Consider the following 13,638-nt stretch of genomic DNA (forward strand, 5'->3'; position numbering starts at 1 on the left):
GGGGCTCCCACGTCGGTGGGTACCCCAGCGCGGCCAGTCCGACCGCGTACACAACTGCGGGGCCGTGGTCCCTGACCGCCCGCCGCAGTTCGGCCGGCCAGAGTGTGGGATCGGTCAGGTCGCCGGCGTAGTGGGGGCCGGCGGGTGCGTGAAAGGGTCGTTGCGCTTCCCGAGCGTCTCGATCAACTCGTCGATCTGGGTCCGGGTCATCTGCTTGGCGCTGGTCACCTTGTACGGCGCGAGCGCCTCCAGCCACGCCGCGTCCTGCTCCTCCTCCGTGGTCGCGTGCTTCTCGACGAACAGCGACCCACGGAGGTCCATGAGCCGCTCGCGCTGCGCGTCGGTCGGGCCGAGGACGTGTTCCTTGTCGTCGCGGTACTCAGTCGGCCGCTCGATACTCGTCACCTTCTCCTTGGCCGACGTCTCGATCGCGGCCGGCTCCGGCTGCACCTGCGACACCGTCACCCGCCCGCTCGGCTCCGGGATGTCCATCGCCTCCTCGGCGAAGATCAGCCCGCACAGCACGTCCGGGAACGTGTCGCGGTAGCACCAGGACCGTGCCCGCCACATCATCTGGCGCGGGTAGTATTCCTGCCACGGCCCCTTCTTGCCCCACAGGTTCGCGGCCTTGGCGTCCGCGATGCTGAACCGCGTCACCCGCGGTTCCTCCCCGAACCGCTTCAGCGAGCAGCACGCCGTGTAGTCGTCCTCCCCCTCGGTCCCCTCGTACCACTCCTTCCGCTCCTCCAGCAGGCCGCTGGCGATCGCCAGCCCCGGGACCGCGTCGCCCCAGATGGTGGACTTGCCGTTCACGATCATGATGTTCGCGACGGACTGCGTCGGGCTCAGCCCCACGTCGCGGCCCACGAGGATGAGCGCGGCGATCCCCTCGGACCGCTTCACGCTCACCGGGGTGAGCCCGCCCTTGAACATCACGTCGGCCATGCGGACGATCAGTTCCAGTTCCCCGGCGGTCACCGGCGGCGGAACGCGGTGCGTCCGGCGGGCGGGTGCCAGGGCGGTCATTTCGATGACGGACATGGTCGGTGTCTCGATGCGCTGTGTGTGGTTCGTGTTCGCGGCCGCGGCCCGGTGCCGCACCCGATCAGTTCGATGCCGTTCGCGTCGTCGCGCCGGTCGCGACCCGCTCCTTCAACTGCTCGACGTCGTGGCCCTCGCGCACGGCCTCCGCGAGGTAGGCCAGGTGCGAGGCGGTCGCGCCGCACGCGCGCTTCACGTCCGCCGTCTGCGCCTCGTCGTGGCGGTCCATCCACTCGTCCACCAGCCAGTCGAGGCACGCCGTGATCCGCTTCCGCTCGGCGTCCACTTCGGGGGACGGCCGCTGCCGCTTCCGGGTCAAGAGTCGGTCCGCTGACATGGTGCCGGTTCCGTGGTGTTGGTCGCGTGTGTTTGCTGGCCGGGGGTCACTACTTCTCGCCGCGCAGGTACGCCCTCGCGTACTCCTGGTCGCCCTTCGCCCGCCGCCGGGCCTGCGCGGCGGTCTCGGCCCGGTCCTCGGCCCCGACCGCGTCCGGCGACACCGACGCCTCGGTCGTGACCTTGGTGAACGTGTCGAGGTCGGCCCGCTCGATCCGCCACCGGCCGCCGACCTTCCGGCCCTTCAGCGCGACCCGCTTCCGCTCCCCCTTCGGCGTCGTCACGAGCACCCCGTAGGTGAGCCAGTCGCGGACCGCTTCCGGCGTCACATCGAGTTCCGCAGCGACGCACTCCGGGGTCAGCGTCTTCTGCTGCGGCGCGGCCGGTGGCGGGGTCTTGGTGGCGTCCATTTCAACTCCTTCTCGGTCCTGTCCGCGGCCCGCGTTCGTCGTCGTTCCCGTGTCGATACTGTACACCCTTACCGTAATCACGCACGCACGTCTCACGCACGCGGAGCCGGTGCGTCGGAGGGCGTCGGACAAGGCAGGCGAGCCGGACAAGAACTAGAATACATGATCGGTTCCACTCAGTGGAACCTTGAGTCCACTTGGTTCCCGTTTGTTGAAGGGGCGGTGCCGCTACGCCGGGCAAATGTGTTGCATCTTGCCCAGCCGCCACCACAATGCTCGGGTATGGCGAAGAGTGACGAGGCAGGGGCCGAGAAGAACAACCGCCGCGTCTTGCTGCGCCCGATCACGCACGCGCAGATGCAGAAGCTGGCCGAGCGGGACGAGTCGGAGGTCGCGGAACTGGTCAACCGGGCGTGCCGGGAACTGCTCCAGCGCGAGGGGCTGTGGCCGCCGCCCCAACCCGAGGAAACATTACGGTGACTCTTCACACGCGACACGCGGCCCCGTTCCGAGCCCCTCTGCTCGTCGCGGTCTCACTTTCGCTGCTGGCGGGTTGCGACCGCACGAGACAGTCGACCGCTCGCGACGCTCACGAGGTGACACCGCACCCACGGGCCGAGGGGCCGAAGCGGAACGGGACCGCCCCGGTCACCCTCAAGACCTTTGACGCCATCCGCGAAGGGATGAGTTACGACGAGGTGGCCGACATCATCGGCCGAGAAGGTGAGGAGAAGGAGCGGTACGAGGCGGCGGGACGATCGAAAGCGAGTTTCACCTGGAGCAACCCCGACGGCTCCTCAGTCGGGGCCACGTTCATCAACAACGCCCTCGTCTCAAAGTCGCAGTACAAGATCGCCGCGAAGCCGTTCATCCCGCAGTAGCGCTCACCCCACCGCCACGAGCCGGTACCGGTCCTCACTCGACTCCACCGGGTCGGTCTCGTCGGCCAGGCCGAGGGCGTCCCGCACCACGGCCCGCAGCCGCGACACCGCGTTCTGCACGGTGCGGTCCTCGGTGTGCCGGTCCCACACCTTCACCTTCATGTCGCCCGCGGTGAGCCCGGCCTCGCCCGCCTCGACGAGCTCGCGGAACAGCGCCGCGAGCTTCCCCGGCAGCTTGAACGTGGTCCCGTTGTACGCGCCGTGCTCGCCGCGGGCGTGCCACCCGGCCGCCGGCGGCCAGTCCTCGCTCGGCGCGGGCGGCACCTCGATCTTCAGCTTCGTCCCGTCCATGAGTTGCAGGTTCACCGACCGCACCCCCTGCCCCGCGGTCCGGCGGGCGTAGTGGCGTGCGGCGTCAATCAGAACGTGGGCGGGCGTGGACATGACAGGGGTCCGTCGGCTGGGAGATAGTGTACAAATTGACATTACAAGTATACGCTACCTTTCCTGACGCGCCGGGCGCGATGTCGGTTCCAAGAATTCGGATTTGGCGGGTGAGGTGGAGTGCGGGTTGTACCGGCGTGTCTGACACTCAGCCGGTCGCGATTGCGATTCGCCGCGCGACGGCCTCGTTCGGGTCCGCGTACACCTCGGCCGCGACCTGGGGCGTGTCGCCGATGATCGCCGCTGCGGCCGCGTTGTCCTCGTACAGCCGCTGCACCTCGGTGGCGCGGTTGTGGCGCAACTGGTGGGGCGTCCAGGGCTCCACCCCGGCCCGCTCGCAGGCGAGCCGCACGTACTCGCCGAACGACTCGCGGCTGACGGCGGTCCGCTTGGTCCCCTTCTCGCCCCGCGGCGGGAACACCCACACGCGACCGCGGGGGTCAGGGCCGGCCGGCAGGAACGGCCGCAGCACCTCCTGGCCGCGCGGCCCGATCCACACGAGCTTCGGCTTCCGCCGGGCCTTGCGGTGCAGGTTCTTGTCCGACCCGATGCGGTAGCACCACACCTTCGGGTTCGTGCGGTCGACCTTCTCCCACGTCATCGCGCAGAGCTCGCCGGGGCGGCACCCGATCAGGAGCATGGCCCGCACCATCTGGGCCAGGACCGCGCGCCGCTCGGGGAGTTCGTGGAGGTGCGGGAGCGTGGCCTCGATGTCGGCCAGGGGGACGGACATGACCGGGTCCGCGTCCTCGGCGGCGGTCCGGCCCGGTTGCAGGTTCGGCACCGACTCCAGGACCGCGGCGACGTCGGGGGGAACGAGGTCCTCGCCGACCCCCCACCGGAAGCAGCGGCACACCCGCCACGTGTACTTGTTGATCGTGTCGCGCGCGAGAGGGGCGTCGATCATCGCCTGCTGCAGCGCCTTCAGGTGCCGCCCCTTCACCTCGCCCACGGGCACGTCGCCGTAGTGCTCGTTGAGCAAGTTGAGCGCGGCTCGCTGGCCGGCCACCTCCGACGTCTGCTTCCCCTCCTTGACGTAGTACCGCTCGGCGTGCCGCATGTACCGGACCACCAACTCGCCGACGTTGAGCCCGCCGGCCGGCGCCGGGGCCAGATCCGCCCCGCTGGCCCACTCGATCGCGAACCGCTTGTACGCATCCCGGGACTCCGGGCTCTGCCACGGGCCGAAGTACCGGGCGTGCTCCCTCCCGTTGGCCCACCACCGCGCGAACGCCTGGCCGCCCGCGTGCTGCTTGTACGCCGGGCACGGCTTGGGACCGGTGGCCCCCTTCCGCTTCGGGCGGAACTTCTTCGCGAGGGGCGCGGTCAGCGCCTCGGCGAGCGTGTACCCCTGGTGCTCGATCCGGCTGCGGATCGTCTCGACGTGCAGCCCGGTCCGCTGCGACCACTGCTTGAGGGTCAGCGACTCACCGGCGTGGGTGTAGAGCTTGGGCGGGTTCGGCATGGCACACAGTGTGCCACAGGTTCGCGCCGGCGCGAAGGGGCGTTGTCCGGGCTCATCTCATGACCGGGTATCGTACCCGGTTGAGGCGTTCGGGAGGTGACGGGCTGAAAATGAAAGAGCCCCAGGGAATCCCTGGGGCTCGCGAGGTGGAGGTGAGGAGAGTTGAACTCCTGACCTCTTGAATGCCATTCAAGCGCTCTACCAACTGAGCTACACCCCCTCGGCAAAAGTAACCTATCGACCGCCCGGCGGGGTGTCAACCCGTCGTGTTCGGCGGGGCACATTTTCGCGCCGGGTCGCGAGCGGGATCGCGTCCGATCGGCCGGGAATCGTGCGGCGCAGTTCGGCTTCTCGTCACTCCGCGGCGATGCGCTGAAGGTCGGCGCGCTTCCCCTCGTAGGTCTCGTCGAACGCCAGCACCGCGGGGTCGGGCGCGACGCCCTCGGCCTTGCACGCCATCGCGTACACGTCCGGCCACCAGTTCGCGTGGTTGGTTAGCCCCTGCTCCTTCACCGTGACCCAGTTGCTCAGCACCTTCGACCAGGCCGCGTCGCCGTACGCGAGTGCCTCTTTCAGGCTGCCGAACTCGGGGACATACCACAAGCGGCCGATCTGCGAGTGCAATACCTCGTCGGCCCAGTCGAAGTCCTGGATGTTGGCGATGAGCGGCAGGCCGGTCGCCTGGCCGGTCTCGAACTCGTAGCGCTTGCCGGTCTTCGGCATCAGCCCCTGCTCGATGAAGTACAGCACGCCGTGCCGCTCCATCGGGGTGCACTCGGTGTTGAGCCGGTGCGACCAGTTGAACGTGATCTTGGCCTTGGTCCAGTCGACGCCGAGCGCGACGAACCCGACCTCGCCCATCATCGCGTGCCGGGCCTCGTCCCAGAGCTGGCGGCTCATGTCGCGGTAGTAGCCCCACGGCTTGCCGGGGGTCTGGGTGATGATGCTGGCCATCATCTCGGGCACGTCGATCTCGCGGAGCCGCTTGTAGAGCATCATGAGCGCCTTGGGCCGCGCCGGGAACGCCGGGTTGTACAGGAAGCTCTCGGCGTTGACCCCCTGGTTCCACGGGTCGGTGAACCTGGCGTCGCGCTTCGGAACCGGGTCGTAGACGTAGGGCTTCGCGGAATAGCGGCGCGGCAGGGGCTCTGGCGAACCCTGAGCGCCAGCGAGGGAGTGACGCTCACCCCCTCGCTGGCGCTCAGGGTTCGCCGGGGTAGTTGCGGTGCCATCGAGCCAACCGGCCAGGTTCAAAAGAGCGTGCAGCGTGTCTATCCAGTCCACGAGTGCCAGCGGACCTTCAGGAAGCAAGCAGGCGTCGGCTTGCCGGCCCCAGGTGATCATGTCGGTGAGTTCGAGCCGAGCGAACCGTAACACACGGCGACTGGGTGCATCGGTCAGCGGGTTGGTATCTTTCGCGTAACGGTGGCAGGCGTCTTCCAGTGCCGGCAGCGCGAACTGGTAGAGCCCAGAGACCAACAGTTCCGTCGTCGGCGCGGTCAGAATCTCGTCGAAGAACGCTTCCAGCGCCGGGTGCGGCACGTCTTCCAGCCCCAGCGGCGGCTCGCGCATCTCGCCGATGCGCGAGCGCAGTGCGGCGACGTGCTCCGCACACAGGTAGGCGTGGTGCGCGAAGGCGGTCTTCAGTTCGTAGATCGGCTCGGACGTGATGCGGGCCGTCAGGATCTGGTGGAGCCGCTTGAAGCAGTAATGGAACCGCTTCAGCCGCCGCACGCACTCCTCGACGCCGAGGCCGGGCCGTGCGGCCTCCTCGACCGTACACAGCCCGGCGAGTTGCGGGAGCCCCTTGTACGACGTGTAACCAGCGAGCGGCGTGGGCGTGGACATGGGAAGCCCTCGGGTGGGTGCGTGCGGCCGCGGCGGGCCGGCTACCAGATCGAGATCTCGCACTTCGGCAAGACCGCGTTGATCGCGTCCGTGCCGATCAGGACGGACTCCTGGCTGACGATCAGGTGGGTGAGGTTCGTCAACGGGGCCAACTGCTTCAGGCCGTCGCCCGTCACCTTCGTCACACGCAGGTTGAGCGAGGTCAGGCCAGTCAGCTTCGCCAGGTCCGCCATCCCGGCGTCGGTGACCGCAGTTGATTCCAGGTCGAGGTTGGTGAGCGTGCCGAGCGGGGCCAGGTCCTTCAGCCCGGCGCTCGTCACCCGCGTGCCCCTCAGGTCGAGCGTGGCGAGTTTGGGGAGCGTGGCCAGGTCCCGCAGGCCGGCGTTCGTCACGCGGGTGGAGCCGAGTCGAAGGGCGGTCAGCGTCTTGATGGCGGCGAGTTCCTTGACCCCCGCGTCGGTCACCTTGGTCTCCGTCAGGTCCAGGGTCGTGAGGTTAGGCAGGTTGCGAAGCTCCTTGACCCCCGCGTCGGTCAGGTCCCCCTGGCGCAGCTTCAGGCTGGTCAGAGTCTTCACGGCCGCGACGTGCTTCAGCGCGGCGTCCGTCACTTTGGTGCTGGACAGGTCGAGGGCCGTGAGCCCCTTGATGGCCCCCAGATCCTTCAGCCCCTCGCCGCCCGGCCGCAGGGCGACCGCCAGGTTCAGCTTGGTGAGGGCGGGGAGCGCGGCCAACTCCTTGACGCAGGCATCGGTGAGGTTCGTGCCGCCGAGCGCGAGTGACTTGAGGTTCTGCAACGAGGCGAGGGTCTTGACCCCGGCGTCGGTCGTGCCGCTGGCGTACAGCGCCAGCGAGGTGAGTTTCCTGAGGGTGACGAGTTCCTTCAGCCCCGCGTCGGTCACCGCCCCGCCCACGCTGACGGCGGTGAGGTTCTCGAGCGGCGTGAGGTGCCCCACCCCGGCGTCGGTCAACCCGACCCCGAGCAGGTGCAGGCTGACGAGGTTCGTCTGGGTGCGCAGCGGGGCCAGTTGCCCCTCGGCGACCGGGTGCTCCGACAGGTCCAGGCCGAACGGAACGGGGACGACGGGGAGGTTCTCCATCTTCGGCGCGGCCCCGGATTGGAACCCAGGGATCGGGTTCGCGAGTTGCTTCGGGTTGTGGTTGAAGTTGTACCGCGTCGTGGGGGTCGCCTCGGCCTCAACCCACCCGTGCGACATCCAGCCCTGGTTTGTCCAGACCTTGACGACGTCCGGGTCGATCGGCTTCGACACGGCCGCCGGGTCGGCGGGGAGCGCGTCGGGCCGCCTGGAGCACGCGACGCACACCAGGGTCAGGAGCAGCAGCGGCCATCGGCGGGACATGGGTGGTCTCCGGTTGCAAGGGTTGGGATCGGGTCACGCGGCCGCCGGCCGCCCCGGCTACCTGCGGACCTCGCAGTCCGGCAGGGTACTGCGGATCGCGTCGTAGCTGGCCGGGTCGGCGATGTTCTGTCCGAGCAGGTCGAGTCGCCTCAGGGCCTTGAACGCCCGCAGCGGCGTCAGGTCCGCGTTCGACACGTTTGTGAGCTTGAGTGTGGCCAGGTGCTCCAGCGTGGCGAGCGCTCCCCACCCCTTCGAGGACACCGGACAGTTCGCCAGGTTGAGGGACCTCAGCTTGGTGAGCGCGGCGAGTTCCCTCACCCCGTCGTCCACCGCGAGGGTCGAGGCGAGGTCCAGGGTCTCAAGATTCTTCAGACGGGCCAGAGCCTTCAGACCCTCGGCCGAAATCTTGCGGTTGTTGGCGAACCGCGCCGACGTGAGGCGCTGGAGGGTGACCAGGTGCTTCACCCCGGCGTCGGTGATCCCGTCGTTGTCGGCGACGTCCAGCGAGCGGAGGCCGGTCATCGTCGCGATGTCCTTCATCGCCGCGTCCGTGATCCGATTGCTCGACAGGTCGAGGTGCTCAAGGTGCTTGAAGGCGGCGACGTCCCAGGCGCCGTCGTCGTGGATCGTGTTCCCTCGCAGGTTCAGGTGCCGCAACTTCGGGACGTGGGTCGCCAGCGCCCGGAGAACCTTGACGTCGGCGGCCCCGGACGCCAGGCTGACGGACCGGAGGTTGTTGAGGCCGGCGAGGTCGTCGAGGCCGTTGGCGTTGACCCCCACCCGCGACAGATTCAGGACCTCGAGCGAGTCCAGCGCGGCCAGTGCCCGCACGCCCTCGTCGCCCAGCGTGCAGGTGTTGGACAGGTCCAGTTCGGCGAGCCTGGCCAGCGGGGCCAGCTCCCGCAAATCCGCCGGCGTGACGTTCTTCAGGTTCGCGAGGCTGAGCGTGTCGAGGTTGTCGAGGCCCCGCAGGTGCCGGAGCCCGGCACCGGTCACGGCGGTGGCGCTCAGGTCGAGCGCGACGATGTCCGCGTCCGCGTCCGCCGGCCCGCCCGCGCCGCGGGCGATCGGGAGCGTGTGGAGTACCCCCGCGCGCCGCAGCGCGCCGACGGCGTCGTCCGTCACGCTGCCGGGAACCAGGTACAGGGTCTTGAGGCGCTTCAGCGGCTCCAGCGCGGTGAGGCCCGCGCCGGCGACGGTGGCCATGTTCAGCTCCAGGACCTCCAGCTTCTGGAGCGGCGCGAGGTCCTGGAGGCTCGCGGTCGTGACCGGGGCCACGCGCAGCCCCAGGTGCGTGAGGTTCTTCAGAGCGGCCAGCTCTTTCACGCCCGCGTCGTTCATCACGCCGGGGGCGAGCGAGGTGGCGACCGTGAGTGACGTAAGGTTCTTCAGCCCCGCGAGCTCCTTCACGCCCGCGTTCGAGAAGGCGCCGCCGACCGAGAGCGCGGTCAGGCCTTTGACCGCGGCCAGCTCCTTGAGCCCCGCGTCGGTGACCCTGTCGACGACGAGGGCCGTCAGGTTCGGGACCGCGGCCAGCTCCTTGAGCCCTGCGTCCGTCACCCCCGTGCCCGCCACCGAGAGGGAGACGAGGCTCTTCGAGGCGGCGAGGGCCCGCAGGCCGGCGCCGGTCACCTTACTGGAGCCGGTCACGTCGAGGTGCGCGAGGTTCGCGACCGCCGCGAGGGCCTTGAGGTCGGCGTCGGTCGTGCGGTAGCCAGTCGAGAGCGCGAACGGCACCCCGACCTCGGGGAAGTGCTTGAGGGAGCTGGCGAGGTTGAACCCGGCGTAGACGAACCCGGGCCGCACGGGCTTGCGGTCCCGCGGGGGGGCGCCGCGGGGCGTCTGGGTGAAGTCGTGGCCGAACCAGGCGAACCTGAACTCGGCCCGGTTGCACGCCGCCAGGAGCTCGTCTGTGAACTCGGGCGGGAGCTTGTGCGGCTCCGGCGGCTTCGCAAGCACCGGCCGCTCCCGCGGTGCCCGCTCGGGCTTCGGCGACAGCGGCCTGGCGCGAGCCGGCGCGGCGCCGGGGCCGCCGGGCGGTCCGGCAGCGGCCTCGGGCGGAGCGACCGGCGGTTCTGCCTGGGGCTTGGAGCACGCGGCGCACGCTAGCAGGAGCGCGACAAGCAAGCAGCGCGTGAACACGGGGCGATCTCCGAGCGGGGAATGCGGAACAAACCCACGGGGGGCAACATAAACCCCCGGTGCAATCCCCGCGGCCCGACGGGCGCCACGTTGTACCGGGTCGCGTGCAATTGCCCCGGGTGGGGCAGGCATTCGTGCCTGCCCCACCAGAGAGCTGGGTTTCAACTGCCCACTGTCCACTAACCACTAACCACTACTTGCTGACGCCGAACTTGTACACCGTCGTCTGCTTGTAGGTCTCGCCGGGCTTGAGCACGACGTTCGACTTCTCCTTCCACTCGGGCTTGTTCACCGAGTCCGGGAACTTCTGCGGTTCGAGGCAGAACGCGGTGTGCTGCTTGTACACCGCACCGCCCTTGCCGGTGTTCGTGCCGTCGAGGAAGTTGCCGGTGTAGAACTGCAACCCGGGTTCGGTGGTGAACACTTCAAGCGTGCGGCCGCTCTTCGGGTCGGTGACGCGGGCCGCGAACTCCGGCCGCTCGGTCACGCCCTTGTCGAGCACGTAGTTCAGGTCGAACCCGACCGGCTTGCCGCCGGCCTTTTCGAGGTCCTTGCCCATCGCCTTCTTCTTGGTGAAGTCGAACGGGGTGCCGTCGACCGGCGCGACCTTGCCCGTCGGGACCAGCGTGTCGTCGCCGGGGGTGTAGTTCTTCGCGGCGAACTCCGCCTCGTGCTCGGCGATCGGCCCGCTGTTGTGCCCCGCGAGGTTGAAGTAGCTGTGGTGCGCGAGGTTGCAGATGGTCGTCTTGTCGGTGGTGGCGCGGAAGTCGATCACGAGTTCGTTGTTGTCGGTGAGCGTGTAGCTCACGGTCACGGTGAGCTTGCCGGGGTAGCCCTCCTCCCCATCAGGACTCGTGTAGCTGAACTTCACCGAAGGGCCGGTCGCGGTCAGCGACGCCTCGCCCTTCCATAGCTTCTTGTCGAACCCGGCCTTGCCGCCGTGCAGCGTGTGCGGGGCCGCGTTGTCGGCGAGCTTGTACTCCTTGCCCTCCAGCGTGAACTTCGCGTTGGCGATGCGGTTCGCGACCCGGCCGGCGTTGGTGCCGAAGTACGGGTGGCCCTTCAGGTAGTCGTCGAGCTTGTCGAACCCGAGCACCACGTCGGCGAACTTCCCGTCCTTGTCGGGCACGCGAAGTTCGGTGATGATCGCGCCGTACTCGATGCACTTCAGGACGACGTTGTTCTTGTTGACGAGCGTGAACTGCGTGACGGCCGCGCCGGGCACGTCCTTGCCGTTCTTGTCCGTGGTGCCGGGGAGCTTGCCGTAGGTCTCCTGCTCGAACGCGGGGCCGAGCTTGGCGGGCTGCGTCTGGGCACTGGCGGCGGTCGCAAGTGCGAGCGACGCGACGAGTGTTGAGAGGGTGCGCATCCGAGAGAGCCTCCTGGGGGTGGGCGGGGTGTGGACATGGTATCCCGTGCCCAATCGGGCACAAGCAGGAAGCAGTTTGATCCGCAGATTACGCAGATTTCACAGATGAAATCGAAGTCCACCGACCGGTTGTGTTCTGCCCTCTCTGCCTTCTTAATCTGCGTCCTCTGTGTAATCTGCGGATAAACTCTTCTGTCTTCTGACTCCCCGCGAGACCCCTCATGCCGTCTGACGTCCTCGACACGCCCGCCAGCGCCTACGAACTCGTCACCGCCAAGCCCGGCCCCGTGGGGGCACTCCCGCTCACCGACGACCTGCTGCGGCACGCGCCGAGCGGCGACCTGTTCGGGTGGACGCAGAACGTCGGCATGGGCTGGAACCCCGCACTCCTCGGCGGCAAGGAGTTCACCATCCTCAGCACGCACGGCGGGCTCCGAGCCGAGGACGGCACGCCGATCGCGCTCGGGTTCCACTCGGGCCACTGGGAGGTCGGGTTGCTCGTGAAGGCGGCCGCGGAGGAGCTGAAGAAGTTGCGGTGCATCCCGTTCGCGGGTGCGGTGACCGACCCGTGCGACGGCCGCACGCAGGGCACCGCCGGGATGTACGACAGCCTGCCGTACCGCAACGACTCCTCGCAGGTCATGCGACGGCTGATGCGCAGTCACCCGACGCGCGCCGGCGTGATGGGCGTGGCGACGTGCGACAAGGGGCTGCCCGCGATGATGATGGCGCTGGCGTCGCAGCACGACCACCCGACGATCCTCGTGCCGGGCGGGGTGATGCTCGCGGGCGAGGCGGGCGAGGAAGACACGGGGAAGGTGCAGACGATCGGCGCACGCTACGCCCACGGCGAGATCACGCTCGAACAGGCCGCGGAAGCGGGGTGCCACGCGTGCGCGTCGCCGGGCGGCGGGTGCCAGTTCCTCGGCACCGCGGCCACGTCGCAGGTCGTCGGCGAGGCGCTCGGGCTGTCGCTCCCGCACTCGGCCCTCGCGCCGTCCGGCCAGCCGATCTGGCTCGACATGGCCCGCCGCTCGGCCCGTGCGCTGTTCAACATGGCGAACAGCGGGGTCACCACGAAGCACATCCTGACGCCTGCGGCGTTCCGGAACGCCCTGGCGGTGTTCGCGGCGTTCGGCGGCAGCACGAACCTTTTGCTGCACATCCCGGCGGTCGCCTTCCATGCTGGGGTGAAGCGGCCGACCATCGACGACTGGACGCACTTCAACCGCAGCGTGCCGCGGCTCGTCGATGCACTGCCGAACGGCCCGATCGGCCACCCGACGATCCGCGTGTTCCTCGCCGGCGGCGTGCCCGAGGTGATGCTGCACCTCCGCGAACTCGGCCTCCTCGAACTTGACGCGCTCACCGTGAGCGGCGAGAAGCTCGGCACGGTGCTCGACTGGTGGGCGAAGTCCGAGCGCCGCACGCGGCTCCGCGAACTCTTGAAGTCGCGCGACGGCATCGACCCCGACACGGTCATCATGTCGCCGACGCTCGCGAAGGCCCGCGGCCTCACGAGCACAATCACCTTCCCGCGCGGGAACCTCGCGCCGGACGGCTGTGTCATCAAGTCGACCGCCATCGACCCGTCGGTCGTGGACGCCGACGGCGTGTACCGCAAGGTCGGCCCGGCGAAGGTGTTCACCACTGAAAAGGCGGTGATCGCGGCGATCAAGGGCGACGGCCCGCGTACGGTGGTTCCCGGCGACATCGTCGTGCTGTGCTGCCGCGGCCCGCTCGGCTCGGGCATGGAGGAGACGTACCAGGTGACGTCGGCGCTGAAGCACCTGAAGTGGGGCAAGCAGGTCGCGGTGATTACGGACGCGCGCTTCAGCGGCGTCAGCACCGGGGCGTGCATCGGCCACGTCTCGCCGGAAGCGCTGGCGGGCGGGCCGATCGGCAAGCTCCGCGACGGCGACCGCGTCCAGATCATCATCGACCGCACGAAGCTCGAAGGCACCATCGACCTGATCGGCGACGCAGGTGGCGACCACGGCGTCGCGTGGGGCACGGCGGAACTCCTGACGCGCCTGCCGCGCCCAGACCTGTCCGCCGACCCCGCCCTCCCGGCCGACACGCGATTGTGGGCGGCATTGCAGCACGCAAGCGGCGGCGTCTGGGGCGGCTGCGTCTACGACCCCGACCTGATCGCGGCGAAGCTCGCGGGGAGGTAAGCCATGACGGAGGAGAAATGGCTCGCGGCCAACGCACTCGTGATATCGATGGTGGCGCATTTGAAAGACCGAGTCGCTAGCCGTCGAAAGATGCGGTTGTTCATAGCAGAATGCGCGAGGCTCCTGGTGCCGCACGTTAGCGATGATCGAAGCCACTGCGCGATCGC

Annotated in this window: 12 protein-coding genes and 1 tRNA gene; 3 read left to right on the plus strand and 10 right to left on the minus strand. The window is 68.9% G+C overall.

The window, feature by feature from the left end; translation table 11 throughout:
- Positions 1–114 precede the first annotated feature (114 nt).
- From ACTIGN_RS12160 to ACTIGN_RS12170, 3 genes are all read right to left on the minus strand, one after another.
- Entirely contained in the window at positions 115–1,041 is a 927-nt protein-coding gene (locus ACTIGN_RS12160; RefSeq protein ID WP_439624146.1) for a hypothetical protein, read from the minus strand.
- Positions 1,042–1,105: 64 nt separating this feature from the next.
- Positions 1,106–1,378: a hypothetical protein gene (locus ACTIGN_RS12165; RefSeq protein WP_439624148.1), complete on the minus strand. Its 273-nt coding sequence runs from the start codon at positions 1,376–1,378 to the stop codon at positions 1,106–1,108.
- A gap of 49 nt (positions 1,379–1,427) precedes the next feature.
- Positions 1,428–1,787, minus strand: a complete 360-nt coding sequence (locus ACTIGN_RS12170; protein ID WP_439624150.1) for a helix-turn-helix domain-containing protein — start codon at positions 1,785–1,787, stop codon at positions 1,428–1,430.
- A gap of 282 nt (positions 1,788–2,069) precedes the next feature.
- Here ACTIGN_RS12170 and ACTIGN_RS12175 point away from each other — a divergent pair, with 282 nt between their 5' ends.
- Together ACTIGN_RS12175 and ACTIGN_RS12180 are read left to right on the plus strand one after the other, a co-directional pair.
- The gene (locus ACTIGN_RS12175; RefSeq protein ID WP_439624152.1) at positions 2,070–2,267 is read left to right on the plus strand and encodes a hypothetical protein; all 198 of its coding nucleotides are present in this window, start codon (positions 2,070–2,072) and stop codon (positions 2,265–2,267) included.
- A 116-nt stretch (positions 2,268–2,383) separates the two neighbouring features.
- On the plus strand, positions 2,384–2,668 hold the full coding sequence (locus ACTIGN_RS12180) for a hypothetical protein (RefSeq protein ID WP_439624154.1): 285 nt from the start codon (positions 2,384–2,386) through the stop codon (positions 2,666–2,668).
- A gap of 3 nt (positions 2,669–2,671) precedes the next feature.
- On the opposite strand, the gene ACTIGN_RS12185 is transcribed toward ACTIGN_RS12180, so the two are convergent.
- The 7 genes from ACTIGN_RS12185 to ACTIGN_RS12215 form a co-directional block, all read right to left on the minus strand.
- Positions 2,672–3,112, minus strand: a complete 441-nt coding sequence (locus ACTIGN_RS12185) for a hypothetical protein (protein WP_439624156.1) — start codon at positions 3,110–3,112, stop codon at positions 2,672–2,674.
- Between the two features lie 148 nt (positions 3,113–3,260).
- Positions 3,261–4,577 (minus strand): tyrosine-type recombinase/integrase, encoded by a 1,317-nt coding sequence (locus tag ACTIGN_RS12190; RefSeq protein WP_439624158.1) that lies wholly within the window; start codon positions 4,575–4,577, stop codon positions 3,261–3,263.
- A gap of 147 nt (positions 4,578–4,724) precedes the next feature.
- Positions 4,725–4,797: transfer RNA gene (locus ACTIGN_RS12195), tRNA-Ala, on the minus strand.
- A 134-nt stretch (positions 4,798–4,931) separates the two neighbouring features.
- Positions 4,932–6,425, minus strand: a complete 1,494-nt coding sequence (locus tag ACTIGN_RS12200; protein ID WP_439624160.1) for a hypothetical protein — start codon at positions 6,423–6,425, stop codon at positions 4,932–4,934.
- A 41-nt stretch (positions 6,426–6,466) separates the two neighbouring features.
- Positions 6,467–7,783 (minus strand): leucine-rich repeat domain-containing protein, encoded by a 1,317-nt coding sequence (locus tag ACTIGN_RS12205; RefSeq protein WP_439624162.1) that lies wholly within the window; start codon positions 7,781–7,783, stop codon positions 6,467–6,469.
- A 57-nt stretch (positions 7,784–7,840) separates the two neighbouring features.
- Positions 7,841–9,925 carry a hypothetical protein gene (locus ACTIGN_RS12210; RefSeq protein ID WP_439624164.1) on the minus strand — a complete coding sequence of 695 codons (2,085 nt, stop codon included), beginning with the start codon at positions 9,923–9,925 and terminating at the stop codon, positions 7,841–7,843.
- A gap of 193 nt (positions 9,926–10,118) precedes the next feature.
- Entirely contained in the window at positions 10,119–11,294 is a 1,176-nt protein-coding gene (locus ACTIGN_RS12215; protein ID WP_439624165.1) for an aldose epimerase family protein, read from the minus strand.
- 221 nt (positions 11,295–11,515) lie between these two features.
- Between ACTIGN_RS12215 and ACTIGN_RS12220 the strand changes: the two genes are divergently transcribed.
- The gene (locus ACTIGN_RS12220) at positions 11,516–13,471 is read left to right on the plus strand and encodes a YjhG/YagF family D-xylonate dehydratase (RefSeq protein WP_439624167.1); all 1,956 of its coding nucleotides are present in this window, start codon (positions 11,516–11,518) and stop codon (positions 13,469–13,471) included.
- Positions 13,472–13,638 lie beyond the last annotated feature (167 nt).

The sequence above is a fragment of the Gemmata sp. genome (assembly GCF_051859125.1).
GTDB lineage: Bacteria > Planctomycetota > Planctomycetia > Gemmatales > Gemmataceae > Gemmata.

Bases quoted from the DNA above. Each gene is read 5' to 3' on its own strand.
- ACTIGN_RS12175 (WP_439624152.1), top strand. From the start codon at position 2,070: ATGGCGAAGAGTGACGAGGCAGGGGCCGAGAAGAACAACCGCCGCGTC.
- ACTIGN_RS12220 (WP_439624167.1), top strand. From the start codon at position 11,516: ATGCCGTCTGACGTCCTCGACACGCCCGCCAGCGCCTACGAACTCGTC.
- ACTIGN_RS12185 (WP_439624156.1), bottom strand. From the start codon at position 3,112: ATGTCCACGCCCGCCCACGTTCTGATTGACGCCGCACGCCACTACGCC.
- ACTIGN_RS12165 (WP_439624148.1), bottom strand. From the start codon at position 1,378: ATGTCAGCGGACCGACTCTTGACCCGGAAGCGGCAGCGGCCGTCCCCC.
- ACTIGN_RS12205 (WP_439624162.1), bottom strand. From the start codon at position 7,783: ATGTCCCGCCGATGGCCGCTGCTGCTCCTGACCCTGGTGTGCGTCGCG.
- ACTIGN_RS12190 (WP_439624158.1), bottom strand. From the start codon at position 4,577: ATGCCGAACCCGCCCAAGCTCTACACCCACGCCGGTGAGTCGCTGACC.
- ACTIGN_RS12215 (WP_439624165.1), bottom strand. From the start codon at position 11,294: ATGCGCACCCTCTCAACACTCGTCGCGTCGCTCGCACTTGCGACCGCC.
- ACTIGN_RS12160 (WP_439624146.1), bottom strand. From the start codon at position 1,041: ATGTCCGTCATCGAAATGACCGCCCTGGCACCCGCCCGCCGGACGCAC.
- ACTIGN_RS12170 (WP_439624150.1), bottom strand. From the start codon at position 1,787: ATGGACGCCACCAAGACCCCGCCACCGGCCGCGCCGCAGCAGAAGACG.
- ACTIGN_RS12200 (WP_439624160.1), bottom strand. From the start codon at position 6,425: ATGTCCACGCCCACGCCGCTCGCTGGTTACACGTCGTACAAGGGGCTC.